The organism is Anoxybacillus pushchinoensis (genome assembly GCF_900111795.1).
In the GTDB taxonomy this organism is placed as follows: domain Bacteria; phylum Bacillota; class Bacilli; order Bacillales; family Anoxybacillaceae; genus Anoxybacillus; species Anoxybacillus pushchinoensis.
The window spans coordinates 22,209-46,259 of record NZ_FOJQ01000017.1 but is presented as its reverse complement, the minus strand read 5'-3'; the positions used below and the strand labels follow the sequence as shown (position 1 = coordinate 46,259).

The 24,051-nt window shown below is 43.4% G+C and carries 24 protein-coding genes, 1 other RNA gene and 1 other annotated feature; of the genes, 3 read left to right on the top strand and 22 right to left on the bottom strand.

Going from position 1 to position 24,051, the window contains the following annotated elements:
• The 5 genes from BM213_RS06710 to BM213_RS06690 form a co-directional block, all read right to left on the bottom strand.
• The coding region (locus BM213_RS06710; protein WP_208601876.1) for a transposase at positions 1-104 on the bottom strand (104 nt) is incomplete at its 3' end.
• Between the two features lie 225 nt (positions 105-329).
• A non-coding RNA gene (gene ssrS / locus BM213_RS06705) (6S RNA) lies at positions 330-522 on the bottom strand.
• A 50-nt stretch (positions 523-572) separates the two neighbouring features.
• Complete coding sequence (gene aspS, locus BM213_RS06700) at positions 573-2,351, bottom strand: aspartate--tRNA ligase (protein WP_091702265.1); 1,779 nt, start codon at positions 2,349-2,351, stop codon at positions 573-575.
• 11 nt (positions 2,352-2,362) lie between these two features.
• Positions 2,363-3,634: a histidine--tRNA ligase gene (gene hisS / locus BM213_RS06695; RefSeq protein WP_091702262.1), complete on the bottom strand. Its 1,272-nt coding sequence runs from the start codon at positions 3,632-3,634 to the stop codon at positions 2,363-2,365.
• 52 nt (positions 3,635-3,686) lie between these two features.
• Positions 3,687-3,914: a binding site (T-box leader), on the bottom strand.
• Positions 3,915-3,967: 53 nt separating this feature from the next.
• Positions 3,968-5,215 carry an N-acetylmuramoyl-L-alanine amidase family protein gene (locus BM213_RS06690; RefSeq protein WP_091702259.1) on the bottom strand — a complete coding sequence of 416 codons (1,248 nt, stop codon included), beginning with the start codon at positions 5,213-5,215 and terminating at the stop codon, positions 3,968-3,970.
• Between the two features lie 132 nt (positions 5,216-5,347).
• On the opposite strand from BM213_RS06690, the gene BM213_RS14655 reads away from it, so the two are divergent.
• Entirely contained in the window at positions 5,348-5,521 is a 174-nt protein-coding gene (locus BM213_RS14655) for a hypothetical protein (RefSeq protein ID WP_167357381.1), read from the top strand.
• Positions 5,522-5,556: 35 nt separating this feature from the next.
• Here BM213_RS14655 and dtd read toward each other — a convergent pair whose 3' ends face one another.
• The 7 genes from dtd to BM213_RS06655 form a co-directional block, all read right to left on the bottom strand.
• Positions 5,557-5,997: a D-aminoacyl-tRNA deacylase gene (gene dtd, locus BM213_RS06685; RefSeq protein ID WP_091702256.1), complete on the bottom strand. Its 441-nt coding sequence runs from the start codon at positions 5,995-5,997 to the stop codon at positions 5,557-5,559.
• A gap of 14 nt (positions 5,998-6,011) precedes the next feature.
• A complete protein-coding gene (locus tag BM213_RS06680; RefSeq protein WP_091702253.1) occupies positions 6,012-8,210 on the bottom strand; it encodes a RelA/SpoT family protein in 2,199 nt (732 codons plus the stop codon).
• Between the two features lie 103 nt (positions 8,211-8,313).
• Positions 8,314-8,826: an adenine phosphoribosyltransferase gene (locus BM213_RS06675; protein ID WP_003396235.1), complete on the bottom strand. Its 513-nt coding sequence runs from the start codon at positions 8,824-8,826 to the stop codon at positions 8,314-8,316.
• Entirely contained in the window at positions 8,792-11,152 is a 2,361-nt protein-coding gene (gene recJ / locus BM213_RS06670) for a single-stranded-DNA-specific exonuclease RecJ (protein WP_091702250.1), read from the bottom strand. Before recJ ends, BM213_RS06675 begins: the two co-directional genes overlap by 35 nt.
• A 53-nt stretch (positions 11,153-11,205) precedes the next feature.
• Positions 11,206-12,099 carry a cation diffusion facilitator family transporter gene (locus tag BM213_RS06665; RefSeq protein WP_091702247.1) on the bottom strand — a complete coding sequence of 298 codons (894 nt, stop codon included), beginning with the start codon at positions 12,097-12,099 and terminating at the stop codon, positions 11,206-11,208.
• 81 nt (positions 12,100-12,180) lie between these two features.
• Positions 12,181-14,427: a protein translocase subunit SecDF gene (secDF, locus tag BM213_RS06660; RefSeq protein WP_091702244.1), complete on the bottom strand. Its 2,247-nt coding sequence runs from the start codon at positions 14,425-14,427 to the stop codon at positions 12,181-12,183.
• Between the two features lie 94 nt (positions 14,428-14,521).
• The gene (locus BM213_RS06655) at positions 14,522-14,800 is read right to left on the bottom strand and encodes a post-transcriptional regulator (RefSeq protein ID WP_241762312.1); all 279 of its coding nucleotides are present in this window, start codon (positions 14,798-14,800) and stop codon (positions 14,522-14,524) included.
• An 85-nt stretch (positions 14,801-14,885) separates the two neighbouring features.
• Between BM213_RS06655 and spoVB the strand changes: the two genes are divergently transcribed.
• Positions 14,886-16,409: a stage V sporulation protein B gene (gene spoVB, locus BM213_RS06650; RefSeq protein WP_091702241.1), complete on the top strand. Its 1,524-nt coding sequence runs from the start codon at positions 14,886-14,888 to the stop codon at positions 16,407-16,409.
• Here the strand turns inward: spoVB and BM213_RS06645 are convergent, their stop codons facing one another.
• Positions 16,410-17,057: a DUF421 domain-containing protein gene (locus BM213_RS06645; protein WP_091702238.1), complete on the bottom strand. Its 648-nt coding sequence runs from the start codon at positions 17,055-17,057 to the stop codon at positions 16,410-16,412.
• Between the two features lie 92 nt (positions 17,058-17,149).
• Here BM213_RS06645 and BM213_RS06640 point away from each other — a divergent pair, with 92 nt between their 5' ends.
• Positions 17,150-17,524, top strand: coding sequence for a TIGR04086 family membrane protein (locus BM213_RS06640; RefSeq protein WP_091702236.1), 375 nt, complete (start codon positions 17,150-17,152; stop codon positions 17,522-17,524).
• A 24-nt stretch (positions 17,525-17,548) separates the two neighbouring features.
• On the opposite strand, the gene yajC is transcribed toward BM213_RS06640, so the two are convergent.
• From yajC to BM213_RS06595, 9 genes are all read right to left on the bottom strand, one after another.
• Positions 17,549-17,812 (bottom strand): preprotein translocase subunit YajC, encoded by a 264-nt coding sequence (gene yajC, locus BM213_RS06635; protein WP_091702233.1) that lies wholly within the window; start codon positions 17,810-17,812, stop codon positions 17,549-17,551.
• 15 nt (positions 17,813-17,827) lie between these two features.
• Complete coding sequence (gene tgt / locus BM213_RS06630; protein WP_091702230.1) at positions 17,828-18,967, bottom strand: tRNA guanosine(34) transglycosylase Tgt; 1,140 nt, start codon at positions 18,965-18,967, stop codon at positions 17,828-17,830.
• 20 nt (positions 18,968-18,987) lie between these two features.
• A complete protein-coding gene (gene queA / locus BM213_RS06625; protein WP_091702227.1) occupies positions 18,988-20,019 on the bottom strand; it encodes a tRNA preQ1(34) S-adenosylmethionine ribosyltransferase-isomerase QueA in 1,032 nt (343 codons plus the stop codon).
• 24 nt (positions 20,020-20,043) lie between these two features.
• Entirely contained in the window at positions 20,044-20,247 is a 204-nt protein-coding gene (locus BM213_RS06620; protein WP_091702224.1) for a DUF2905 domain-containing protein, read from the bottom strand.
• Positions 20,247-21,245 carry a Holliday junction branch migration DNA helicase RuvB gene (ruvB, locus tag BM213_RS06615; RefSeq protein WP_091702222.1) on the bottom strand — a complete coding sequence of 333 codons (999 nt, stop codon included), beginning with the start codon at positions 21,243-21,245 and terminating at the stop codon, positions 20,247-20,249. Before ruvB ends, BM213_RS06620 begins: the two co-directional genes overlap by 1 nt.
• 13 nt (positions 21,246-21,258) lie before the next feature.
• The gene (gene ruvA, locus BM213_RS06610; RefSeq protein WP_004889264.1) at positions 21,259-21,852 is read right to left on the bottom strand and encodes a Holliday junction branch migration protein RuvA; all 594 of its coding nucleotides are present in this window, start codon (positions 21,850-21,852) and stop codon (positions 21,259-21,261) included.
• A gap of 122 nt (positions 21,853-21,974) precedes the next feature.
• Complete coding sequence (locus BM213_RS06605; RefSeq protein WP_244149206.1) at positions 21,975-22,427, bottom strand: intercompartmental signaling factor BofC; 453 nt, start codon at positions 22,425-22,427, stop codon at positions 21,975-21,977.
• Positions 22,428-22,494: 67 nt separating this feature from the next.
• The gene (locus tag BM213_RS06600) at positions 22,495-23,232 is read right to left on the bottom strand and encodes a YebC/PmpR family DNA-binding transcriptional regulator (protein WP_004889261.1); all 738 of its coding nucleotides are present in this window, start codon (positions 23,230-23,232) and stop codon (positions 22,495-22,497) included.
• 84 nt (positions 23,233-23,316) lie between these two features.
• Positions 23,317-24,009, bottom strand: a complete 693-nt coding sequence (locus tag BM213_RS06595) for a YhcN/YlaJ family sporulation lipoprotein (RefSeq protein ID WP_088223703.1) — start codon at positions 24,007-24,009, stop codon at positions 23,317-23,319.
• Positions 24,010-24,051: the final 42 nt, after the last annotated feature.

Sequence of the window (24,051 nt, the reverse complement as noted above, 5' to 3'; positions counted from 1 at the left end):
TGTTCTATTTTGTCAGTTAATATTTTGCGTCTATATTTCACACACCATACGATATGATATTGAATAGAATAGACATAACCTCGTCCGTAGTGTATTTTTGCCATATATTATCACCTAATTGTAGGGTAACATGTGTATGAGTGAAAATCAAGATTTTATCTGGTTTTATAGCCACATTATAAATAACATATGTTAACGTCCTTACTCATGACTAAAGTCACGAGAGTGCGGACACAAACGCTTCAATCGGATATACATGCATTGTGACACAAAAAAAGCCTTGACGTAAAGCATGTTCTTTACGTCAAGGCTTTATTCGTTTTTGTTTCTGTAGTCCCAATCGTGCCGTCGCTGATGGCCTTTGTTTTGAACCCGCTCTCTCACAGGTGGGTGCCCTGTTTCAAGCTTTTGTACGTCCTCGGTATGTAAATGAGGCATGTACGCCACCTGAAAACCCGAGCTCCCGTATCACACATTGTTCGGTCAAAACAATAGGTGATACGACAAACACATCAGGACTTCGTGTTATTTGTATGTTAACACACTTTCGATCGTTTTGCAACGTCACAAATTTAGTCTGCTTTTTGAACGTCTTTCACACGCAAACGCAGCTCGTCTAGTTGTGCTTCACTTACTGCGCTTGGCGCTTCCGTTAACAAACAGCTCGCGCTTGCTGTTTTCGGGAAGGCGATTGTATCACGTAAATTCGAACGCCCCGCAAGCAACATGACAAGCCGGTCTAAGCCGAGCGCGATGCCGCCATGCGGAGGAGTGCCGTATTCAAACGCCTCAAGCAAGAAACCGAACTGTTCGCGCGCTTGTTGTTCTGTAAAACCAAGTGCTGTAAACATTTTTTCTTGTATATCGCGTTCGAAAATGCGGAGGGATCCTCCTCCTAATTCGTATCCATTTAACACAAGATCGTATGCTTGCGCTCGAACGCTCGCTGGGTCTGTTTCAAATTTTGGCACATCTTCACGAACAGGCATCGTAAACGGATGATGCGCTGCATAATAACGACCTTCTTCTTCGTCGTATTCAAATAGTGGCCAATCTGTAATCCATAAGAAATGAAACGCTGATTCGTCAATCAACTGTAAATCTTTTCCTAACTTTGAACGCAATGCACCAAGCGCATCGGCAACAACCGATTTTTTATCAGCGACAAATAACAATAAGTCACCCGTTTCTGCTTCAAGTGTTTGCATCATTTGTTTTTGTTCATCTTCATTGAAAAACTTAGCAATTGGTCCTTTTAAGCCGTCTGCTTCAACTTTCAACCAAGCTAATCCTTTTGCTCCATAACGAGCGACATATTCCGTTAGCGCATCAATATCTTTACGCGAATATTTATCCGCTGCACCTTTCACATTGATCGCCTTCACTTGTCCGCCGTTTTGCACCGCGCTTGCAAACACTTTAAACCCGCAATCTTTCACTTGCTCGGATAAATCAACAAGCTCAAGTCCAAAACGCGTATCTGGCTTGTCCGAACCGTAACGCGCAATCGCTTCATCGTATGACATGCGCGGGAACGGAATAGAGATGTCGACTCCTTTTGCGACTTTCATGACGCGCGCCATCATTCGCTCGATCATTGCTAAAATATCGTCTTGACTCATAAACGATGTTTCAATATCGACTTGTGTAAATTCTGGTTGACGATCAGCACGTAAATCTTCATCGCGGAAACAACGAGCGATTTGATAATATCGTTCAAAGCCAGCGACCATTAATAATTGTTTAAAAATTTGCGGCGATTGTGGCAACGCATAAAACTCGCCTGGATGTACACGGCTCGGCACTAAGTAATCGCGCGCCCCTTCTGGCGTACTTTTCGTTAAAATTGGCGTTTCTACTTCTAAAAAACCTTCTTCGTCTAAAAAGTCGCGAATCGCTTTCGTTACTTGATGGCGCATTTGAAACGTCTGGAACATCACCGGGCGACGCAAATCTAAGTAGCGATATTTTAAGCGAACGTCTTCGGATACATCTGTTTTATCTGAAATCGGAAATGGCGGCGTTTTTGCTTTACTTAAAATTGTGACGTGCGTTGCATGCACCTCAACCGTCCCTGTCGGTAAATTGTGATTTACTTGTCCTTCTTCGCGACGTACGACCGTTCCTTCTACGTCTAGTACATATTCGCTACGAATTTTTTCTGCTACTTGTAATGCTTCTTTTGATACATCCGGACTAAATACAATTTGCACGATGCCCGTCCGATCGCGCAAATCAATAAAAATTAACCCACCTAAATCGCGGCGATTTTGTACCCATCCTTTTAAACGGACCGTTTGACCGATTGCTTTATCCGTCACTTCTCCACAATAATGCGTCCTTCCAAACATATTTTCCCCTCCTATTGCAATGCGTTTTTCATATGAGAAATAAATGTATCAAGCGATACTTCCTGCTGTTCTCCCGTTGCCATATGTTTTACGTTAATGACACCTTTTCGCAATTCATCTTCACCTAAAATTGCAACATACGTCGCATGTAAACGGTCGGCAGCTTTAAGCTGTGCTTTCACTTTTCGATCTTGATAATCTTTTTCTGCCGAAATGCCTTCTTTACGTAGCGCAGCAACGAGCGCAACCGCTTCTTCTTTCGCTTGTTCACCTAAAGCTACAACATAACAGTCAATTCCTTCTGAAATCGGTAACGAAATGCCCTCGGCCTCTAATGCAGCAAGCAAGCGCTCAATGCTTAAAGCGAATCCGATCCCTGGCGTTTCAGGTCCGCCAATTTCTTGAACGAGACCGTTATAACGCCCACCGCCGCATAGCGTCGTAATGGCGCCAAATCCTTCTGCCTCGCTCATAATTTCAAATGCGGTATGATTGTAATAGTCTAAACCGCGCACAAGCCGTGAATCGACTTCAAATGCGATGCCAAGCTTTCGTAAATACATTTGCACTTTATTAAAATACGTGTACGATTGTTCATTTAAGTAATCTAAAATCGATGGGGCGGTGCACATCAATTCATGTTCACGGTCTTTTTTACAATCTAAAATACGCATTGGATTTTTATGTAACCGCGCTTGGCAATCATCACAAAACTCATGAATGCGAGGTTGGAAATGATCGATGAGCGCTTGGCGATGCGCTTTTCTACTTTCAACGTCACCTAAGCTGTTGATAACGAGCTTTAACTTTTTCAATCCGAGCGAACGATATATATCGATCGCTAAAGCAATCACTTCCGCATCAATCGCAGGATCGTTGCTTCCGAGCGCTTCAACACCAAATTGCACGAACTGGCGGAAACGACCAGCTTGCGGACGCTCATAACGAAACATCGGCCCCATATAGTACAGTTTGACTGGCTGATTCGGATACCCGTACATTTTATTTTCTACAAATGAACGAACGACTGCTGCCGTTCCTTCTGGGCGAAGCGTTAAACTCCGACCGCCGCGGTCTTCAAACGTGTACATTTCTTTTTGAACGATATCGGTTGTATCGCCAACACCGCGCAAAAATAGTTCTGTATGCTCGAAAATCGGTGTGCGAATTTCTTGATAGTTATAGCGACGGCAAAGTTCGCGCGCAATGTGTTCAATATATTGCCATTTTGCTGCTTGAGCTGGCAATATATCTTGCGTTCCGCGCGGAATTTGAAACGACATATGTTTCCCTCCTTCAGTTTTTATGCAAATAAAAATCTCCCACCCCTAATAAATTAGGGACGAGAGACGAGTTCCCGTGGTGCCACCCTAGTTGAAGCGCATGCTTCCACTTTCATCCGATAACGCCCGGAAAGCGTTCTCTCCTACTAACTGACGCGTTCAAAGAGAAACCTACGGAGTGTTCGTTCGTTAAGTCATCATGGAGAAATGCTTCCAGCCTATGGCATTTCCTCTCTGTCCATGTGTACTCTTAACTACTTTTCTCCATCATCGGCGAGATGTTGAATTTTCTTTTTATATTACGTATGAACAAACCATTTGTCAAGACGACCTTCATTTTTCAAAATAGCGAAGCAAGCCATTACAGATCGCTTCGGTTGCTGCTTGTTGATATGTCGATGACGCGACGAACAATTCCTCATTCGGATGGCTTAAATAGCCAAGCTCAAGCAGTACAGAAGGGCGGCTATTTTCCCGTAAAACATGGTAGTTACCTACGCGAACGCCACGCTGTTGAATGCCTGTTAATCGACTGAGCGGTTCAAAAAGCGCATCTGCGAGCGATCGGTCCATTTGTTTATAGTAGTATATCGTTAATCCGTTTGCCGTCCGGTTTAATGCGCTGTCGTAATGAATGCTAACGAACGCATCCGCTTTATTTCTCGCCGCAACTTGAACTCTTTCACTTAACGATAAAAAGCGATCGTTGGCACGCGTTAAAATGACGTTTACCCCTCGCTGTTTTAGCTTTTCGCTAAGCAATAGCGCAGTTTGTAATGTTAACATTTTTTCGATTGTTCCGTTGACTCCAGTCGCCCCATAATCTTTTCCACCATGTCCTGCGTCAATGACAATCGTTTTCCCTACAATCGTTTTTTGAGAAGGCGCAGGTTTCTTTGTTACTTGAACGATCCATTCTGCGACATAACCGATCGTTTGTGCATCTACTTGTATGACGTACCATCGTCCTTCTTTTCGAATGACTGCAAACTGGTCGCCACGTTTTGCTTTAGTAATGATAGAGGACTGTGTTGAAGCAGCAGAACGAATATTTGTATTGTCATATAACATTTGGACGTATGTATTTTGTTCTGTGTCTTTTTCAACATTTGTTATGTATGATCGATGCACCCAACCTTCTTTTCCATCCCAACGCACATACATCCAATCCCCTTGTATCATCGTTGCCGTTCCTTTTTCGTTACGATTGACATACCCGATGATCGCATACATCGTTCCTGGTCCTTTACGAAGTCGTAATCCGTCTGCTTGGCATACAACAAGTTGTTGTGTTTGTTTTTTCTTTTCCATCTGTTCGTTTTGCATTTGCACGTATTTGCCGTACACCCAACCTGTCCGATTCGAAGCGAGCCGAATTTGCAGCCATTCCCCTCGCTTTTGAACGACAGCATATTGCTTTCCTTTCGCTACTTTTCCTTGCACCGGAAATGTCAATCCCGGACCTGTTCGTACGTTTAATCGGTCAACAACGATGCGCACGTTCATTGCTGCTGATGCTGTTTGAACGATCATCAAGAAACAACAACAAATGAACAATGAAGCCACGAACGTTTTTTTCATGCTGTACATCCCCCTACGTTGTCGATAGTCGCTACTTTATTTCTTCATAAAGAAAAAAAATCCTTCTTTGAATGAAAAGGTAGAAAAATTGGGAATAATACGAACGACATGTGACACGAAAGGAGATTCGTTATGCGTCATAGCGAAAAAGGGGAATTTATTCATACGCAATCACCGCTTATGCACGTCGACTTTCATTCATTTATTCAAAAAGAAAACGACTTGACATCGTTTGAACTCGCCTCCGAATTCGGACTTTCTCTTCGCGATATCCAAAAACTAAAGAAACATTTAGCGCGAGGATAAAAAAACCGAGCTCGTCCCACAGGAGAGCTCGGTTTCTATTTGCTTTCAACAATAAGCGTCACCGGGCCAACGTTTGTCAGTTGTACATCCATCATCGCTCCGAATATGCCCGTTTCCACCCGAATTCCTTTTTGGCGTAATTGTTCGTTCAATGCTTCATATATTTGTTTCGCATGCTCCGGTTTTGCGGCATCCATAAAGTTCGGTCTTCTCCCTTTACGGCAGTCCCCATACAACGTGAATTGGGAAATTGATAAAATCGATCCGCCAACATCTAAAAGCGACACGTTCATTTTTCCATGTTCATCTTCAAATATGCGTAAGTGGGCAATTTTGTCGGCGACAAATGCTGCGTCTTCAACCGTATCATCATGCGTAATACCGACTAACAATACAAGGCCGAAATCGATCGCTCCTACGACTTCACCACCGACAGTAACTTTCGCATCTTTCGCCCGCTGAACGACAACTCTCATTGCGACAACCCTTTCTAGTTCATGATCCGTCGTACCGAATAAACATCTGGAATTTGCTTAATTCGCTCAACTACTTTTTGTAAATGACTTACATTATGAATAAAAATGGTCATATGAATCGTCGCCATTTTATTGCGATGATCCGTTCTTCCTGATACAGCGGAAATGTTCGTTTTCGTTTCATTAACAGCTTGCAACACTTCGTTAAGCAAGCCACGTCGATCATATCCAGTAATTTCGATGTCGACTGTATATTCCCGTTGACAGTTTGCCCCACTCTCCCATTGCACAGGAATAAGTCGCTCTTTTGCTTCTTCAACAAGCACGTTCGGGCAATCTGCACGATGGACAGAAACGCCTCGCCCTTTCGTAATAAAGCCGATAATTTCATCCCCCGGCACTGGATTACAGCAGCGCGACAGACGAATAAGCAAATTGTCGACCCCTTCGACGCATACACCAAAATCTCGCTTTTTCATCGGGGTCACCGTTTTTGCCTCTTGTAACATGTCGGACAAACGTTTCGCTTGTTCTTCTAAGTCGCGTTGTTTTCGCCACTTTTCTGTTAAGCGATGTGCCACTTGAGCAGCTGTAATACCGTTGTAGCCAACGGCCGCATACATATCTTCTTCATTCGCAAAATTAAATTTTTCCGCAACGCGTCTTATATTTTCCGCGGTAAGCACTTCTTTGACATCAAAACCCATGTTGCGAATTTCTTTTTCGACAAGCTCTTTTCCTTTTTCAACGTTTTCTTCACGGCGCTGCTTTTTGAAAAATTGGCGAATTTTATTTTTCGCATGTGATGTTTGGGCGATTTTTAACCAATCTTGACTTGGGCCATATGAATGATTGGACGTCAAAATCTCAACGATGTCTCCCGTTTGAAGCGGATGATCGAGCGGAACCATTTTTCCGTTCACTTTTGCTCCAATTGTTTTATTTCCGATTTCTGAGTGAATGCGATACGCAAAATCAATCGGCACCGAACCAGCAGGAAGCTCAATGACATCGCCTTTCGGTGTAAAAACGAACACCATGTCAGAAAATAAGTCCATCTTTAACGTTTCTACAAATTCTTCCGCGTTGTTCGTTTCACTTTGCCACTCGACAATTTCGCGAAACCATGCTAGTTTTTCTTCAAACGTATTCGGTCGAATCGTCTTTCCTTCTTTATACGCCCAATGGGCAGCAATTCCAAACTCTGCGATATGATGCATATCAAACGTCCGAATTTGCACTTCAAGCGGCTCGCCTTTCGGACCGACAACCGTCGTATGGAGCGATTGATACATGTTCGGCTTCGGCATGGCAATATAGTCTTTGAAACGTCCCGGCATCGGCTTCCAACATGTGTGGATGATCCCGAGTACCGCATAACAGTCTTTAATACTTTCAACGATAATGCGCACAGCGAGCAAATCGTAAATTTCGTTAAATTGTTTATTTTGCAACACCATTTTCCGATAAATGCTATAAATATGTTTTGGGCGTCCAGAAATTTCGGCCTGAATCCCGACTTCCTGTAACCGTGCACGCATGTCTTGAATGACTTCTTCCAAATATTGTTCACGTTCGGCGCGCTTCTTTTTCATTAAGTTGACAATGCGATAATATTGTTGTGGATTTAAATAACGGAGCGCCGTATCTTCTAGCTCCCATTTAATTTTTGAAATTCCTAGACGATGCGCAAGCGGTGCAAAAATTTCAAGCGTCTCGTTCGCGATGCGCCGTTGTTTTTCAAGCGGCAAATGTTTTAACGTCCGCATGTTGTGCAAACGGTCCGCCAATTTGATTAAAATCACCCGTATATCTTGCGCCATCGCTAAAAACATTTTGCGATGATTTTCTGCTTGTTGTTCTTCATGCGATTTATATTTAATTTTTCCGAGCTTCGTTACACCATCAACGAGCATCGCTACTTCTTTTCCAAATTCTCTTTCTAAATCTTCTTTCGTCACATGTGTATCTTCAACGACATCATGTAAAAATCCAGCCGCAATTGTCGCAGGATCCATTTCTAAATCGACTAAAATGCCAGCCACTTGAATCGGATGAATGATGTATGGTTCCCCAGACTTCCGATATTGCTCGCGATGCGCTTCTTTTGCAAACTCATATGCCCGTTCAATAAACTGTACGTCGTCTTTCGACAAATAACGGCTCGCCTTTTCAATTACTTGTTCTGCCGTTAATACTTGTTCATTTGCCATGCAATCACCTTTGTTTTAAACGTATTGACAATATTATCATGAAAATTTTCTCAAATGTAAAGAACAATGATGCGAAAAAGAGGAGCGTTTTGCCCCTCCTTCCTTAAAATTGCATTAACGTTAAAATATCGTATCCTTTCAACTTTTCGCGACCTTCTAAATACGTTAATTCAATTAAAAACGCAATGCCTGCGACAACCCCACCGAGCTGTTCGACGAGCTTAATCGTCGCCTCAATTGTTCCGCCAGTTGCTAACAAATCGTCTGTAATAAGGACGCGCTGACCTGGCTTAATCGCATCTTTATGCATCGTTAATACGTCCTTGCCGTATTCTAAACCGTATTCTACTCGAATCACTTCGCGAGGTAATTTTCCTTCTTTGCGGACAGGAACAAATCCGACACCAAGCGCATAAGCGACTGGGCAACCGATAATAAATCCGCGCGCTTCTGGTCCAACGACGACATCTATTTTCTTCTCGCGCGCATAATTGACAATTTGATCTGTCGCGTATTTATATACTTCACCTTTGTCCATAATAGTCGTAATATCTTTAAATTGAATACCCGGTTTTGGGAAATCAGGAACAATCGTGACGTATTGTTTTAAATCCATTGACATTTTCCTCCTCATACAATGAATCAAACCAACGTTTCAGTTGGGAATAAGATGAGTATAAAAACATGTGCTCAAGCTCTGCTTGTGCTTGTTTTAACCGATAAGACGGCGATTCCGTTAAATCGCGCTTTTGCACATGACGGACTAAAGAAACAATTCCGTTTTCGACTGTAACAAAGCCGAGTTCCACAAACACTTGAACCATAAACAACATCGTTTCTTTCGTCCATCCGCGCGAGCGAGCTAACTCCTCAGCGTAACGCCGCATATCAAACGGGCTACGCTTATGCAAAAAAGAATATAGCCACTTAAAATGTTCACGCGTTGGCAGTACGCTAAAAAAGTGACTCTCCCTTTGATAGAATAACGCATAAATGCGCTCAGGTAAACTACAACTTAACAAAACTTTAACGATTTGCTGTGACGGAGGCAAATCGAGAAGGATCACGTACTTTCCACCGACATGAATCGCCGCCTCATTTTCATTTTGGACATGTACAATTTCATCCGCATATGGAGATAACTGCAACGCATCGACCGTATCGCGATGAAAAGCAATTAATAGCCGTTTTTCTTTTGGAAGCGATGCAATGAGCTTATTCGGCTGGCGAATATGGCGCATATCAAACAATTGCCATTCGTTTACGGCTACATCTTGAATCATTAACTGTGGTTTACGAAAGTTATTCCATTCGTTAATCGCCAACTCCCCAACAATCGAAAGACGAACGTTGGGCGCAATTTCGTCGCCAACTTGTCCAAAGCCAAATCCGATCGCTTCTAACGTTTTTCCATTTTCAGCTAACAGTAATTTTAAATGATTTTGATCCGTTCCAATTTTTCGCAACGTATCAAGCTGTACATTTTCTAAAAGCACGCGTGGTTTCGGATTCCCCATTCCAAACGGGGCAAGCCGATTCATTTGTTCAATTAATTCGAGTGAGACGTCCGAAATCGAACAGCATAAATCAACATGCGTAACAGGTATGAAATGTTCATCCGTTAGCTGTTGCTTCGCTGCCTCATTTAGACGGTGACGTAATTCATCTACATCATGTAAAGAAAGCGTCATCCCCGCCGCCATCGGATGGCCGCCAAAATGCAGTAAAATGTCCCGGCATTCCGACAAATTGGCGAATAAGTCAAACCCTTCAATGCTTCGCGCTGATCCTTTTGCAATGCCTTTTTCTCGATCAACACTTAAAACGATCGTCGGCCGATAAAAACGTTCAACTAAACGAGAAGCTACAATGCCGATGACACCTACGTTCCATCCTTCGTTCGCTACAACTAGCACGCGATCGTCGGCATAATGTTGCTCAACGAGTTGGATAGCTTCCTCTGTGATGTCATTGACGAGCTGTTGTCGTTCGCGATTCATCGCATCGATTTGTTCTGCTAACATATGCGCCTCGTGCTCATCTGTCGTCAACAATAACTGAACAGCTGGATCGGCGCAATCGAGGCGGCCAGCTGCATTGATGCGCGGGCCAATCATAAACGCGATCGTATCTTCTGTCACCGCCGTATGAGATACGCCGCATTGTTTGCAAAGCGCTTGTAAACCGAGACGGTTCGTTTGCCTAAATTGTTCGATACCTAAACGAGCGAGCAAATGATTTTCATCTTGGAGTGGGACGAGATCAGCAATCGTCCCGATCGCAACAATGTCAAGCCACTCATATGGCACGCGCCCGATGAGCGCGTGGGCAAGCTTGAACGCAACTCCTACACCGGCTAAATGTTTAAACGGGTAATTTGGACTTATTTTTGGATGAATCGTCGCATACGCTTCAGGCAACACCGGACCGGGCTCGTGATGGTCTGTAATAATTAAATCGATGCCGAGCTCTTTTGCTACGTTTGCCTCATGTAAAGCGGAAATGCCCGTATCAACCGTAATAATGAGCGAAACACTTCGTTCTTTCGCCAAGCGAAACGCTTGTTCATTCGGCCCATATCCTTCTGAAAAGCGATTTGGAATATAAAAAGAAACGTTAGCGCCTTTTTGTCGTAACGCGCTCACCATCACGACCGTACTGCTTACTCCATCGGCGTCGTAATCGCCAAAAACGAGAATATGCTCTCCGTTTGTAATCGCTTTCTCTATTCGCTCAACCGCTTTTTCCATATCGTTTAACAAAAATGGCGAGTGAAATGATTGCTTTCGTTCAAAAAAAGAACGAGCGGCTTCAACGGTATGATAGCCGCGGCTAACGAGTAATGAAGCAACAGGCGGAGCTATATGTAATGCTTTCGCAATCATTTGCACTTGTTCGTCGTTTACTTGTTGGACGTTCCAGCGGGTTTTCGATGCTAACATATCATTCACCCCTCAACCTTCTCATTATACAAAACAATGGGCCGAGGAGCAATTTATTGTTCGAGGTATGGATTAATATGCACCATCACATTATGCACTTGTGGAAACGACATCAATTTTTCTTTCACTCTTTTTCCGATTTCGTGACCTTCTAAAACGGTGACATGTGGATCGACAGCAATCTTTAAATCGACAACGACGTAGTGCCCGTGTTGGCGGGCATAGAGTGCATCAATGCGCTTCACTTCTCGGAAAGAAAGAATAGCTTCGCGTAAATGAACCGTTTCTTCTTCATTCCACACGTGATCGAGTGCGTGATGGATTGATTCTGCCCCTAACTTCCATGCCATTTTTAAAACGAGAAGCGAAACGAATAGCCCGGCAACAGGGTCCGCATAGATGAGCCAAGGGATGTCTACTTTTTGTCCGACGACGGCAGCGACAATCCCGATAAGAGCAGCAAGCGACGAAAAAACATCCGAACGATGCTCATACGCATTCACGATAATCGCATCGCTTTTAATTTTCTTGCCTAAAACATACTTATAGCGAAACATCGCCTCTTTCACAACAATAGACAACACAACAGCATAGACAGCTATCATTTTCGGTGGCTCAATCGGATGAAAGAGGGAAGAAAAAGATGAAACCCCTATTTCTATTCCGACGATAAAAAGTAAAACCGCCACAATAATGGCAGCAATCGATTCCGCTTTCCCATGTCCGTACGGATGATCTTCATCAGGAGGTTGTTTAGCTGCACGCAAACCAACCCATACGGCAAACGATCCTGCTACATCGGAAGCAGAATGCACCGCATCAGCAACAAGCGCTTTACTATGAGCAATGATCCCGATCCAACCTTTTATGACCGCCAAAACGATGTTCCCTATAACGCCAATCATAGCGGCAAATTGAGCTTGTTGAAAACGCGTTTGTTCATCCATCTCATTCGCTTCCTTTCCCTTTTGCTTTTTAGTGTATCCTATTCAAGTGACGAAAAAACGTCGCGGCATGAGCCACGACGTTTATACTTCCGGTTCTACTTCTAATTGTTCGCGTTTTTGTTTTCCTTTTTTCAATTGTTTCGCCTTCCAAACGAACCATAATTGTGCGGCGATAAAAAGTGACGAATATGTGCCTGAAACCAGCCCGGCAAGCAGTGCAAACGAGAAGTTACGGATTGCTTCACTACCAAATAGTAAAAGAGCTACGACTGTAAATACGACCGTTAATACTGTATTAACTGAGCGCCCAAAAGTTTGTTGTAATGCTTTGTTGACAACGTCCTTCAAATCGTCGGCCGTTTTCACTTTCCGTTTTTTCATTAAATAGCGAATGCGATCGAACGTGACGATCGTGTCATTAATAGAGTAACCAACGATCGTTAACACAGCTGCAATAAACGTTAAATCGACCTCTAACCGCGTCAAGCTAAAGAACGCAATGATGAAAAACGCATCGTGTAATAGCGCAACAATCGCCGCAAGCGCCATATACATTTCAAAGCGAACCGTTACGTAAATGATAATACCAACAGATGCAATTAAAACGGAAATGAACGCATTGCGCGCCAATTCCTTCCCGACTGTCGGTGACACGGTGCTAACGTTCGGTTCTATACCATACTTTTCTTTAAAATGCGATTTCAGTTGTGAAATTTCATTTTGATCGAGCACACCGAGAAAACGGACGATAGCCATTTCGTTCTTATTTCCTGACAGTACGATATCTTTCGGTTCAAGACGTAATTTGTTTAATTCTTGCTTCACTTCCTCGGTTGTAAGCGATGTCTCGCTCATTAAATCGATGCGCGTTCCACTTGAAAAATCAATCCCTAAATTTAATTTAGCAGTAAAAAGCAATACAAGTCCGATAACGACCATCGCCCCTGAAATGGCGAAAAACAGTTTGCTTCGTTTCACAAAATCAAGACGTGCAAACTTTGTCGGTACATCGGTGTCATCTGTCACTTGTGCGATATTTAATATATCTTTCGGGTTGACACCGAAGTAGTGCGGTTTTTTATCAAACAAGCGGCTTTTCACAAGCAATCCGAGCAATATACGCGTCCCATATACCGCCGTAATAAAGCTTGCTAAAACGCTGATAATGAGCATCGTCGCAAATCCTTTTACCGAGCTCGTCCCATATGCAAACAACACAACACCAGCGATGATCGTTGTAATGTTCGCATCTAAAATCGTTCCGAAAGAACCGCGATTTCCGATGCGATATGCTGACATAAGCGACTTTCCGAGCTTTAATTCATCTTTTATTCGCTCATATGTAATAATATTTGCATCGACAGCCATACCGACACCAAGGATAAGCGCTGCAATTCCCGGTAGCGTCAACACGCCGTTCATCCAATCGAATATGAGCAAAATGAGGTAAATGTAAACACTTAACGTAACGACAGCGACAATTCCCGGCAAGCGATAAAAAACGAGCATAAATAAAAAAGCGAGCGCGATGCCAATAATTCCTGCTAAAATCGTTTTTTGAAGCGCTTGCTCACCAAATTGTGCACCTACAGATGTAGAATAAATTTCTTTCAATTCAACAGGGAGTGCGCCTGCATTTAACAAATCAGCCAATTGTTTCGCTTCTTCAACTGTAAAGTTTCCAACGATAGAAACATCTGTCTGATTGAACACTTCATTCACTTGTGCAGCTGAAATAAATTTCGGATGCTCTTTTCCTACTTCTTTCGCGTACGAGTCAACGCCTTCTTCAAAATCTAGCCAAATGACAAGCACGTTATTTGGTGCCATGCTTAATACTTTTTCTGTCACTTGCTTAAATTTATTTGCATCTTTTAATTTAATTCCGACGCTCGGTTTTCCTTTATCATCAAACGTTTGTTTGGCGCCTCCTTCAACGAGGTCGCTCCCGTCCATCAACACGTTGTCGTGTACGTCGCGAAACGTCAATTTTGCCTCTGTCGACAAAATTTCACGCGCTTTATTTTGATCTTTTACGCCGGCCAATTGAACGCGAATACGATCGTTCCCTTCGACATCAATGCGCGGTTCACTTACTCCAAGCACGTTAATGCGCTTGTTTAACGCGCTTACTGTGCTGAGCAATACGTCTTTCGTAATTTTTTCCCCTTCTTTTATCGGCTTCACTTCATATAAAATTTCAAAACCGCCTTGCAAGTCCAAGCCGAGCTTAATATCCTTTACAATTTTCTCCCCGGTTGTTCCCATCATGCCGCCTAGTAAAACGACAAGAAGGAAAAAAGCAATGATGCGACTACGTTTTACCATAAAAATCCTCCTCGATTCTGGACATACCAGAATTTTTACCAACAAAACAAATTATGAATGACAGTACACTTTCTGTCAATTTCCAAATGAATGATTAAAACAACTGTTCTAATTCTGAAAGACCTTCTTCCGTAAACCAACGGTCGTGCTTTTGTTCTTTTGTCATAATATAGGCCATATAATCCGTTGCACGTAATGATAACACATCGTTCACAAGCTCAAATAACCGCTTCTCCTCATTGTTTTTTTTCCATTTTTTCATCATTAAACAATTCCATACATCTTCAATAGTTGCTTGTTCGTAGCCGAGCAACTTTAACTCATCTACTTTACACTGTAAAGCTGGCATTAATTGTTCGCGATTCACGGTCATCTCCCCCATTTTGTCATGCTTGGCCAACATATGCATATATTTCATTGTATAAAAGATGACCTCATTTGAGAAGAGAGGGAGGAGCATGTCTAAATTTTTAAAAGGGACGATCATTTTAATTATCGCAGGATTGTTAACACGCATACTCGGGTTTATTAATCGCATCGTCGTAGCTCGTCTCATTGGTGAAGAAGGCGTCGGATTATATATGATGGCCGTGCCAACGCTTGTGCTAGCCATTACGATTACGCAATTTGGATTGCCTGTTGCCATTTCTAAACTCGTTGCGGAAGCAGAAGCTTTAGGCGACAAAAGAAAAGTAAAAAAAATATTAGTCGTATCTTTATGTATGACAACGGTGTTAAGTTTAATCTTCTTTCCAACGTTGCTCGCGGTTGCCCCTATTCTTTCTGAAACGTTGTTTACAGATGAGCGCGTATATTATCCGCTCGTCGCCATCGCTCCTGTCGTGCCGATTGTTGCCTTGTCTTCCGTATTGCGCGGATATTTCCAAGGGAGACAACAAATGAAGCCATTTGCGTATTCGCAGCTGCTCGAACAGGCAGTGCGTATTACATTAGTCGCTACGTTTACGACTGCTTTTTTACCGTACGGCATCGAGTATGCAGCAGCTGGTGCGATGGTGTCAGCAGTTATTGGCGAACTCGTATCGCTCATGTATTTATTCATTATGTTTAAGCGAAAAAAGCCCATTCGTATTCGCTATCGCTTTTTCGCATACGTCAAAGAAGGGAAAGATACATTTGTTTCACTCATGAACATCGCTGTACCGACACTTGGAAGTCGAATGATCGGGTCAATCGCATGGTTTTTTGAACCAATTGTCGTAGCACAAAGTTTAGCACTTGCTGGCATGACAACCGTCCATGCCACAAAGCAGTATGGAGAACTAACAGGCTATGCATTGCCTCTTTTAATGCTTCCGTCTTTTATTACGTATGCCCTCGCTACTTCGCTCGTTCCAGCCATTAGCGAAGCGGCTGCCCAAAAGCAACATCGTCTCATCGAATACCGTTTGCATCAAGCTGTGCGCTGGTCGCTTTTGGCGGGGGGATTGTCGATCGTCGTGTTATACGTATTGGCTGAAGAAATGATGCAGCTCATGTACGGGACAAGCGAAGCGGCCGTATTTGTCAAAGTGATGGCACCGTTTTTCATTTTTTACTATTTGCAAGGGCCATTGCAAGCTGTGTTGCAGGCGCTCGATTTGGCGAAAGAAGCGATGACAAATAGCTTAATCGGTGCCGTGATCAAAACTGCGCTCATTTTTTTTCTCGCTTCTCAACCGTCGCTCGGCATTATGGGGGCAGCCCTAGCGATTACGGTCGGCATTATGGTTGTCACTTTATTACATGCTGCTACAATTGTTAAAGCCATTTCTCTTTCTTTATACGTGAAGCAGTATGTCGCTCATATGATCATTATCGTTTCTGTTGCGGCGATTGGACAGTTGCTCGTTCCACTCTTGCCTTTTTCATTACTTATCAAAACGATGGTCGTCATCGTGGTGATGACATGCATATATCTCGTTCTTTCGCGATTGTTTCATCTCATTGAAAAAAACGAGTTTCGTCAACTATTTCGTTAGTCATTCGTCTTTTTCATCAATATAAAACGCCCCATCTTCGTATGTACAATATGAAATGCGATCGATACGCCTATATCCACGCTTCGCTAATTGCTTTACTAGCCATTCGGGCGTTTGATGAATGAGTGCCAAATGCTCTTCTTGGATGACACCGTCTTTAATGAGCGGCAACGTTAACGACGGTGTCTTCTTTTTACCTTTTTCTTTTTCAAATACGGACAGTTTACTGGACGGCTCTAAAATGGCAAATTCGACATCAGCAATATTTTTAACATTTTTTTCTCGTAGCTGAACAAGCAAGTCATCGAAATTGTATCTTTGCTTTCGCATCGCCTTTTCATCAATTTTTCCGTTGCTAATGATGACCGTCGGCGAGCCGTCAACGAGACGACGAAACGTTTCACTTTTCAATGAAAAAAAGGCAAACACAATTTGAGAAATGGTCAACACAATCATCGGAACAAGCGTATGAAAAATCGGATCTTTCGGCTGTTCAATCGCAATGACAGCCATTTCTCCAATCATAATAAAAACGACTAAATCCAAAATGCTCAGCTCACCAATTTCCCTTTTGCCCATCATACGAAAAATAAATAAAATGACCCCATACAATAATAACGTGCGTAAAATGATCGTTACATACTCCAACTTGACTCCCCCTCGTTTATTCGTACGTTTTTTATTCTAAACAAATGGACAATGGAATATGTTTGTACTAAATGTAATCAGGAGGGATGAACATGGTTCGCGCTGTTTTGCATGGAGTGATAACAATTTTTATAAGCGCCATTATATGTAGTTTTATATTTGCTCTTTTGTTAAAATTGACAAGCTATGATGAAACATCGTTACGATGGGTCATGCACGTTCTCGCATTTTTATCGTTATTTTTTGGTGGATTGATAGCGGGGGGGAAAGGAAAGGTTCGCGGCTGGCTGCTTGGCGGTGCAACGAGCATCATCTTTACAACGATCATTTTTTTATTCCAATTTCTTGGAATGAATCAAATGTTTTCGCTCGAACAATGGGGATACCATGCTGGTTTTCTTATTACGGCGATGGTTGGTGGCATGATTGGCGTCAATGTAGCGACATCGAAATCACGAAGCGCATAAAAATAAGACAGGCCGCAACCTGTCTTATTTTTCGTTGACAACTTCACGAACGGCCGCACGATCGTATGTAAGACGTGAACCGTCACCGGCACGAATGACAACCGTATGTTCATCGAGCGAATCGATGATGCCGTGCAACCCGCCAATCGTAATCACTTTGTCTCCTTTTTGCAAGTTCGCCTGCATTTGTTGAACAGCCTTTTGGCGCTTTTGTTGTGGGCGGATAAGCAAAAAGTAAAAAATCGCGAAAAACAAAATGAGCGGCAACAAGCTAACTACTGTTTCCATATGTTTCACCCCCTTTTAAAAGTTTTTTGCATTCGGCTGATTAAAGCCGTATTGTTCAAAAAACTGCTCACGAAAATCGCCAAGGCGATCTTCGCGAATGGCCTGTCGAACTTGCTCCATTAATTTTATCAAAAAGTAGACGTTATGGTAAGACGTAAGTCGAATGCCAAACGTTTCATCGCATTTAATTAAATGACGAATGTACGCGCGCGTGTAATTGCGGCACGTATAGCAGTCACAGTTCGGATCAAGCGGCGTAAAATCGCGCGCATATTTCGCATTTTTAATGACGACGCGTCCTTCGCTTGTCATCACTGTTCCGTTGCGACCGATGCGCGTCGGCAACACACAGTCAAACATATCAATGCCGCGAATCGCTCCGTCAATGAGTGAGTCTGGTGAGCCAACACCCATTAAATAACGAGGTTTATTCGCTGGTAATAGCGGCGTTGTAAATTCTAATACACGGTTCATCACATCTTTCGGCTCACCAACCGATAATCCGCCGACCGCATATCCTGGGAAATCGAGCGATACTAAATCTTGCGCGCTCTGTTTGCGAAGCTCTTCAAACTCCCCGCCTTGTACGATACCGAACAGTCCTTGTTCATTCGGACGTTGATGCGCCTTTAAGCATCGCTCTGCCCAACGGCTCGTCCGTTCAACCGAACGTTTCATATATTCGTACGTGGCAGGATACGGCGGACATTCATCAAACGCCATCATAATATCGGAGCCGAGCGCATTTTGAATTTCCATCGCTTTTTCTGGCGATAAAAATAGTTTATCGCCATTTAAATGGTTGCGGAAATATACTCCCTCTTCCTCGATGCGACGAAATTCACTTAAACTAAATACTTGGAATCCGCCGGAGTCTGTTAAAATTCCGCGATCCCAATTCATAAAAGTATGGAGACCGCCTGCTTCTTTCACGATATCATGACCAGGGCGAAGCCATAAATGATACGTATTGCTTAAAATGACGCCAGCTCCCATTTCTTTTAATTCCTCCGGAGAAAGCGTCTTTACCGTCGCAAGTGTACCGACAGGCATAAACATTGGCGTTTCAAACGATCCGTGCGGCGTATGCAATATGCCGAGACGTGCGCCCGTCTGCTTACACGTTTTAATGAGTTCGTAACGAATTGGTGTCACATATAGTCCCCTTTCTCGTTTTATATAATAAGCATCGCATCGCCAAAGCTGAAAAAGCGATAACGCGCTTTTACGGCTTCTTCATAGGCACGCAGCACGTTTTCCCTTCCAGCTAATGCGCTAACAAGCATAATGAGCGTTGATTTTGGCAAATGGAAATTTGTAATCATCCCATCAATAGCACGAAACGTATAACCAGGATAAATAAAAATATCCGTCCAGCCGCTTTCTGCGACAAACGTTCCTTGATGGCGAAAAGCAATCGTCTCAAGCGTGCGCGTTGATGTCGTACCAACGGCAATAATGCGTCCACCTTTTGCTTTGACATCATTTAGCAATTGAGCAGTACCTTCCGTCATTTGATAAAACTCCGCATGCATATCATGTTCTTCAACATTTTCCACGCTCACCGGGCGAAATGTACCTAATCCGACATGTAACGTAATAAAGGCAAGATGGACTCCCTTTTTTTTCACATCATCAAGAAGTTGTTCAGTAAAGTGCAGCCCTGCCGTCGGCGCCGCCGCAGAACCAGCTTCACGCGCATACACCGTTTGATATCGGTCGCGATCGTCAAGCTGTGCTTTAATGTACGGAGGAAGCGGCATTTCACCAAGCGACTCGAGCACTTCAAGGAAAATGCCATCATACGAAAACGAAAGCACACGTCCCCCATGCTCCAGTTCAGCGACACACTCCGCTCGTAAACGGCCATCGCCAAATGAAATGACCGTTCCTACTTTCACGCGCTTCGCCGGCTTAACGAGCGTTTCCCAGTGGTCACCGTCAAGCTGCTTTAATAAAAGCACTTCAATGTGCGCGCCTGTTCCTTCTTTCTCCCCGTACAGGCGCGCCGGCAAAACACGCGTATCATTTAAAACGAGACAATCCCCTTCGTGCAAATACGATAAAATGGAGCGAAACGTCGGTTCGTGTGTAACTTCGCCTGTTTGTTTATTCAATACCATTAAGCGCGACGCTTCACGATTTGGAAGCGGTGTTTGCGCAATAAGTTCTTCTGGTAAATAAAAATCAAATAAATCTACTTTCATATTCACGTCCCTTTCTTTATTCTACTAACGAAAACGACCGATGATATAAAAAATAAGCGATAAAACGACACTTAAAATGATGGACGTCATAATTGGAAAATAAAATGTCGCGTTTTCTTTTTTAATAACAATGTCCCCAGGCAAGCGTCCAAGTTTAATAAATTGCATGAGAAAACCAACGATGATGAACATGACACCGATGAGCATGATCGTCTTTGGTAAGTTCATTAGCGCGGCACCTCCAAACCGAAATGGTTGTAAGCAAGCGGTGTGACGACTCGTCCCCGCGGCGTTCGCTGCAAAAAGCCAATTTGCAATAAATACGGTTCATACACGTCTTCGATCGTTTGCGCCTCCTCACCGATTGTAGCGGCGATCGTTTCTAATCCGACCGGACCTCCGCGAAACTTCTCCATCATGCTTTTTAATAGTTTATGGTCAAGATGGTCTAATCCTAACCGATCGACTTGCAATTGTTCGAGCGCCTCATTCGCCAATGTAAACGTAATCGTTCCATCCCCCCGCACTTGAGCGAAATCGCGCACGCGGCGCAATAATCGATTCGCAATGCGCGGTGTTCCACGCGAGCGGCGCGCCACTTCCCATGCTGCTTCGTCTTCGATTTCTACCGCAAAAATGTGCGCGGTTCGTTTCACGATATGGGCAAGCTCTTCTGGCGTGTAGTACTCTAATCGGCTCAAAACGCCAAAGCGGTCGCGGAGCGGGGCGGAAAGCGCCCCTGATCTTGTCGTCGCCCCTACAAGCGTAAAAGGCGGCAAATCGAGTCGGACAGAACGGGCAGCCGGCCCTTTTCCAATGACAATATCTAAACAGAAATCTTCCATTGCAGGATATAACACTTCTTCTACCGCGCGCGGCAGACGATGAATTTCATCAATGAATAGCACATCCCCCGGCTCAAGTGCCGTTAAAATCGCAGCTAAATCTCCCGGACGTTCAATCGCTGGACCTGCCGTCGTTCGCAACTGGACGCCCATTTCGTTTGCGATGATGGCAGCAAGCGTCGTTTTCCCAAGTCCCGGCGGCCCATACAACAACACATGATCAAGCGTCTCTCCGCGCATTTTTGCCGCTTCAATAAAAACCGTTAAGTTTTCTTTCACTTTTTGCTGTCCGATATATTCTCGCAGCTGTTTAGGGCGAAGACTATACTCAAGCGATGCATCGTCGTAGTCAGCTGCGCCTGAAATGAGACGCTCTTCCATCGTGCATCCTCCCTTACTTCAATAGTTTTTGTAAAGCAAGCTTAATATATCCTTCTGTCGATAGCTGCTCTTGTTTTAAAATTGGCATCACTTTTTGAATTTCTTTTTCCGCATAGCCGAGCGCCTTTAACGCTTCAAGCGCTTCGGAAAGCGCGTTTATTTCTTCAACTGGCTCTGTAAATAAATTCGGGAAAGCATCAGGTACAATGGCTTGCAGTTTTCCTTTTAAATCTAAAATCATTTGCCGCGCCGTCTTCTTCCCGACACCTGGAAACTTACATAAAAACTGATCGTTTTCTGCTTCAATCGCTTCAACAAGTTGCTCAAGCTGACCAGCTGCTAAAATGGCAAGCGCCCCCTTTGGTCCGATGCCCGATACTTGCAATAGTTTAGCAAATAACGTTCGCTCTTGGCGAGTATGAAAACCGTAGAGCGCAAGCACATCTTCACGCACGTACTGATATGTATATACAACAATTTGTTGCTGTTTGTTCATTTGAAATGAAAACGGATTGGGAGTAAAAATTTGATAGCCTACTCCGTTATTTTCGATGACAACATATTCCGGGCAAACGTAATCGACATATCCACGAATAAATTCAATCAACGCCGCGTCCTCCTTTTCTCACGCTCTTCATTTTAGCATAATATAAGAAAAGCGGAAAGCGCGAGCCGAAACGCATATGTTTGAACGTTGGACATAAAAAAAGCCCGCTCTCATTCGCGGACTTATTTTCCGAACGGCTCATACGCTTCGATGACCCGTTTATAATTCCTTTTTGAACGAACAGAAATGCCTTTTTTCAATTTTTCCTGCTCATGACTTTCTAGTTTTTTTACATCAATTTGAAAAAACGATTGAATGACGCGAGATGATTCACCTGGCTTCCCTTCAAAAATCGATAGCGTTCCATCTTTTGTAAGACCAAAATATCCTGCTTTCGTTAGTGGAGATAAATCGTCTACATATCGTTGAAAAACAATTTGTTCATCATCCATGTCGACGAGATACCAATCTTTATATTCGTTCCATATATCTTTCATCGACGCCACCGTTTCCTCGCGTATTTCCTCGCTCACCTCTCCATCCATATATATCGTTTCTAAAATGACCGTCATCTGTACAGAGGATGAGCTCTGTGCAAAAAATAAACTAAGCAACAGTGTCAGTACAATCTTCATCGTTCTCACCTCATTCATATGTTGACCATTTTCTCCAAAATTAAACGGTCTTGCTACCGCAAGACCGTTATTCTAACATCGATTCATCTAAATTATGGTAAATTTCTTGCACATCATCATCATCTTCAAGCATATCAATGAGCTTTAACATTTTCGTTAAATCGTCACCCGTTAACGTCGTATACGTTTGCGGAATCATCGTTATTTCGGCTGTCGCAAACGTAAATCCTTGCGCAGCTAACGTATTTTTTACTTGTTCGAACTGTTCTGGGGATGTATAAATTTCAAATGAATCTTCCGTTGTTTCCATTTCATCTGCCCCTGCTTCAATCGCTTGTAACAGCATCTCATCTTCATCGATATGTAAATTTTCACGTGCGATAACGATTAATCCTTTTCTATCAAATAAATACGAAACACATCCCGTTTCCCCTAAGTTTCCGCCATTTTTTGAAAATGCGACACGAACGTTAGAGGCTGTACGATTTTTATTATCTGTTAAGCAAATGACCATGACCGCTACGCCACCTGGTCCATATCCTTCATAACGAATTTCTTCGTAATGTGTATGTTCTTGATTTCCTGTTGCTTTTTTAATGGCACGTTCAATATTTTCGTTCGGCATGTTCGCCGATTTTGCCTTTTCAATCGCAAGGCGCAACGTAGCGTTTGTTGTTGGATCGCCACCGCCCATCTTTGCCGCTACATAAATTTCTTTTGCCAACTTCATAAATAGTTTTCCGCGTTTCGCATCTTGTGCATTTTTGCGCCGTTGAATATTTTTCCACTTAGAATGTCCTGCCATTCGGATCCCCTCTCATATGTGAAAAATGTCCATAAAAACTATAACAAAAATAAATGAAAAAGAACAGGGGTGAGCCCCTGTTCTTTAGCCGCGATTCATAAATGGCCGTTCGATCATATCGCCCATATCGTTAAATATATCGCGAATATCGCGCTCTAGTTGATCCATCGGACCACCATCGCGAATGTCATTATCTAGCGTACGAATGCGGTTATACATGCTTTCATTTGCCACAACACGAACGGTTTTGCCCGCAGTATATGGAGCGATCGCTTCACGAACGAGACGTTCGATGCGCGCTGTATTTTTTTCTGTCGTCGATACAGCAACAACAACTCGGTCACCTGAGACGACGGCACGTGCATCTTTTACGTTTTCTACGTTCGCTGCTCGTTTTGCAATTTTTTCAGCTAACGCTCCGTTATAATTACGGTAATACGACGGGCGCGTGCGTTCATCCATCGCATTTAAATGTCCATGATAGTTGCGATCGGTGCGACTAAAATTTCGATCCACTTGCGGTGTTCGCGTTCGATCCATGCCACGATCGAGCATTTCCGTAATCGGTCCATCATTGTCACGCACTTGACGAACGTTTCCATTTAAACGCTCTGTGCCGTAACGACCGTATTGAAACCCATTCATGTCGTTTTCATTTGAGTAATACCCGATCGGGCGTGTACGGTCAGTATAGCGGGTATCAAGCGCTTGATTATTACAAGCAACCAATCCGCTAAGCGCAATGACTGCCCCGAAAGCTACAATTCGTTTCCGCAAAGGAAAAACCCCCTTTTTGCTTTTGTAGACGATGCGTCTACA

Bases quoted from the DNA above. Each gene is read 5' to 3' on its own strand.
- aspS (WP_091702265.1), bottom strand. From the start codon at position 2,351: ATGTTTGGAAGGACGCATTATTGTGGAGAAGTGACGGATAAAGCAATC.
- hisS (WP_091702262.1), bottom strand. From the start codon at position 3,634: ATGTCGTTTCAAATTCCGCGCGGAACGCAAGATATATTGCCAGCTCAA.
- BM213_RS06690 (WP_091702259.1), bottom strand. From the start codon at position 5,215: ATGAAAAAAACGTTCGTGGCTTCATTGTTCATTTGTTGTTGTTTCTTG.
- BM213_RS14655 (WP_167357381.1), top strand. From the start codon at position 5,348: ATGCGTCATAGCGAAAAAGGGGAATTTATTCATACGCAATCACCGCTT.
- dtd (WP_091702256.1), bottom strand. From the start codon at position 5,997: ATGAGAGTTGTCGTTCAGCGGGCGAAAGATGCGAAAGTTACTGTCGGT.
- BM213_RS06680 (WP_091702253.1), bottom strand. From the start codon at position 8,210: ATGGCAAATGAACAAGTATTAACGGCAGAACAAGTAATTGAAAAGGCG.
- BM213_RS06675 (WP_003396235.1), bottom strand. From the start codon at position 8,826: ATGGATTTAAAACAATACGTCACGATTGTTCCTGATTTCCCAAAACCG.
- recJ (WP_091702250.1), bottom strand. From the start codon at position 11,152: ATGTTAGCATCGAAAACCCGCTGGAACGTCCAACAAGTAAACGACGAA.
- BM213_RS06665 (WP_091702247.1), bottom strand. From the start codon at position 12,099: ATGGATGAACAAACGCGTTTTCAACAAGCTCAATTTGCCGCTATGATT.
- secDF (WP_091702244.1), bottom strand. From the start codon at position 14,427: ATGGTAAAACGTAGTCGCATCATTGCTTTTTTCCTTCTTGTCGTTTTA.
- BM213_RS06655 (WP_241762312.1), bottom strand. From the start codon at position 14,800: ATGACCGTGAATCGCGAACAATTAATGCCAGCTTTACAGTGTAAAGTA.
- spoVB (WP_091702241.1), top strand. From the start codon at position 14,886: ATGTCTAAATTTTTAAAAGGGACGATCATTTTAATTATCGCAGGATTG.
- BM213_RS06640 (WP_091702236.1), top strand. From the start codon at position 17,150: ATGGTTCGCGCTGTTTTGCATGGAGTGATAACAATTTTTATAAGCGCC.
- yajC (WP_091702233.1), bottom strand. From the start codon at position 17,812: ATGGAAACAGTAGTTAGCTTGTTGCCGCTCATTTTGTTTTTCGCGATT.
- queA (WP_091702227.1), bottom strand. From the start codon at position 20,019: ATGAAAGTAGATTTATTTGATTTTTATTTACCAGAAGAACTTATTGCG.
- BM213_RS06620 (WP_091702224.1), bottom strand. From the start codon at position 20,247: ATGAACTTACCAAAGACGATCATGCTCATCGGTGTCATGTTCATCATC.
- ruvB (WP_091702222.1), bottom strand. From the start codon at position 21,245: ATGGAAGAGCGTCTCATTTCAGGCGCAGCTGACTACGACGATGCATCG.
- BM213_RS06605 (WP_244149206.1), bottom strand. From the start codon at position 22,427: ATGAAGATTGTACTGACACTGTTGCTTAGTTTATTTTTTGCACAGAGC.
- BM213_RS06600 (WP_004889261.1), bottom strand. From the start codon at position 23,232: ATGGCAGGACATTCTAAGTGGAAAAATATTCAACGGCGCAAAAATGCA.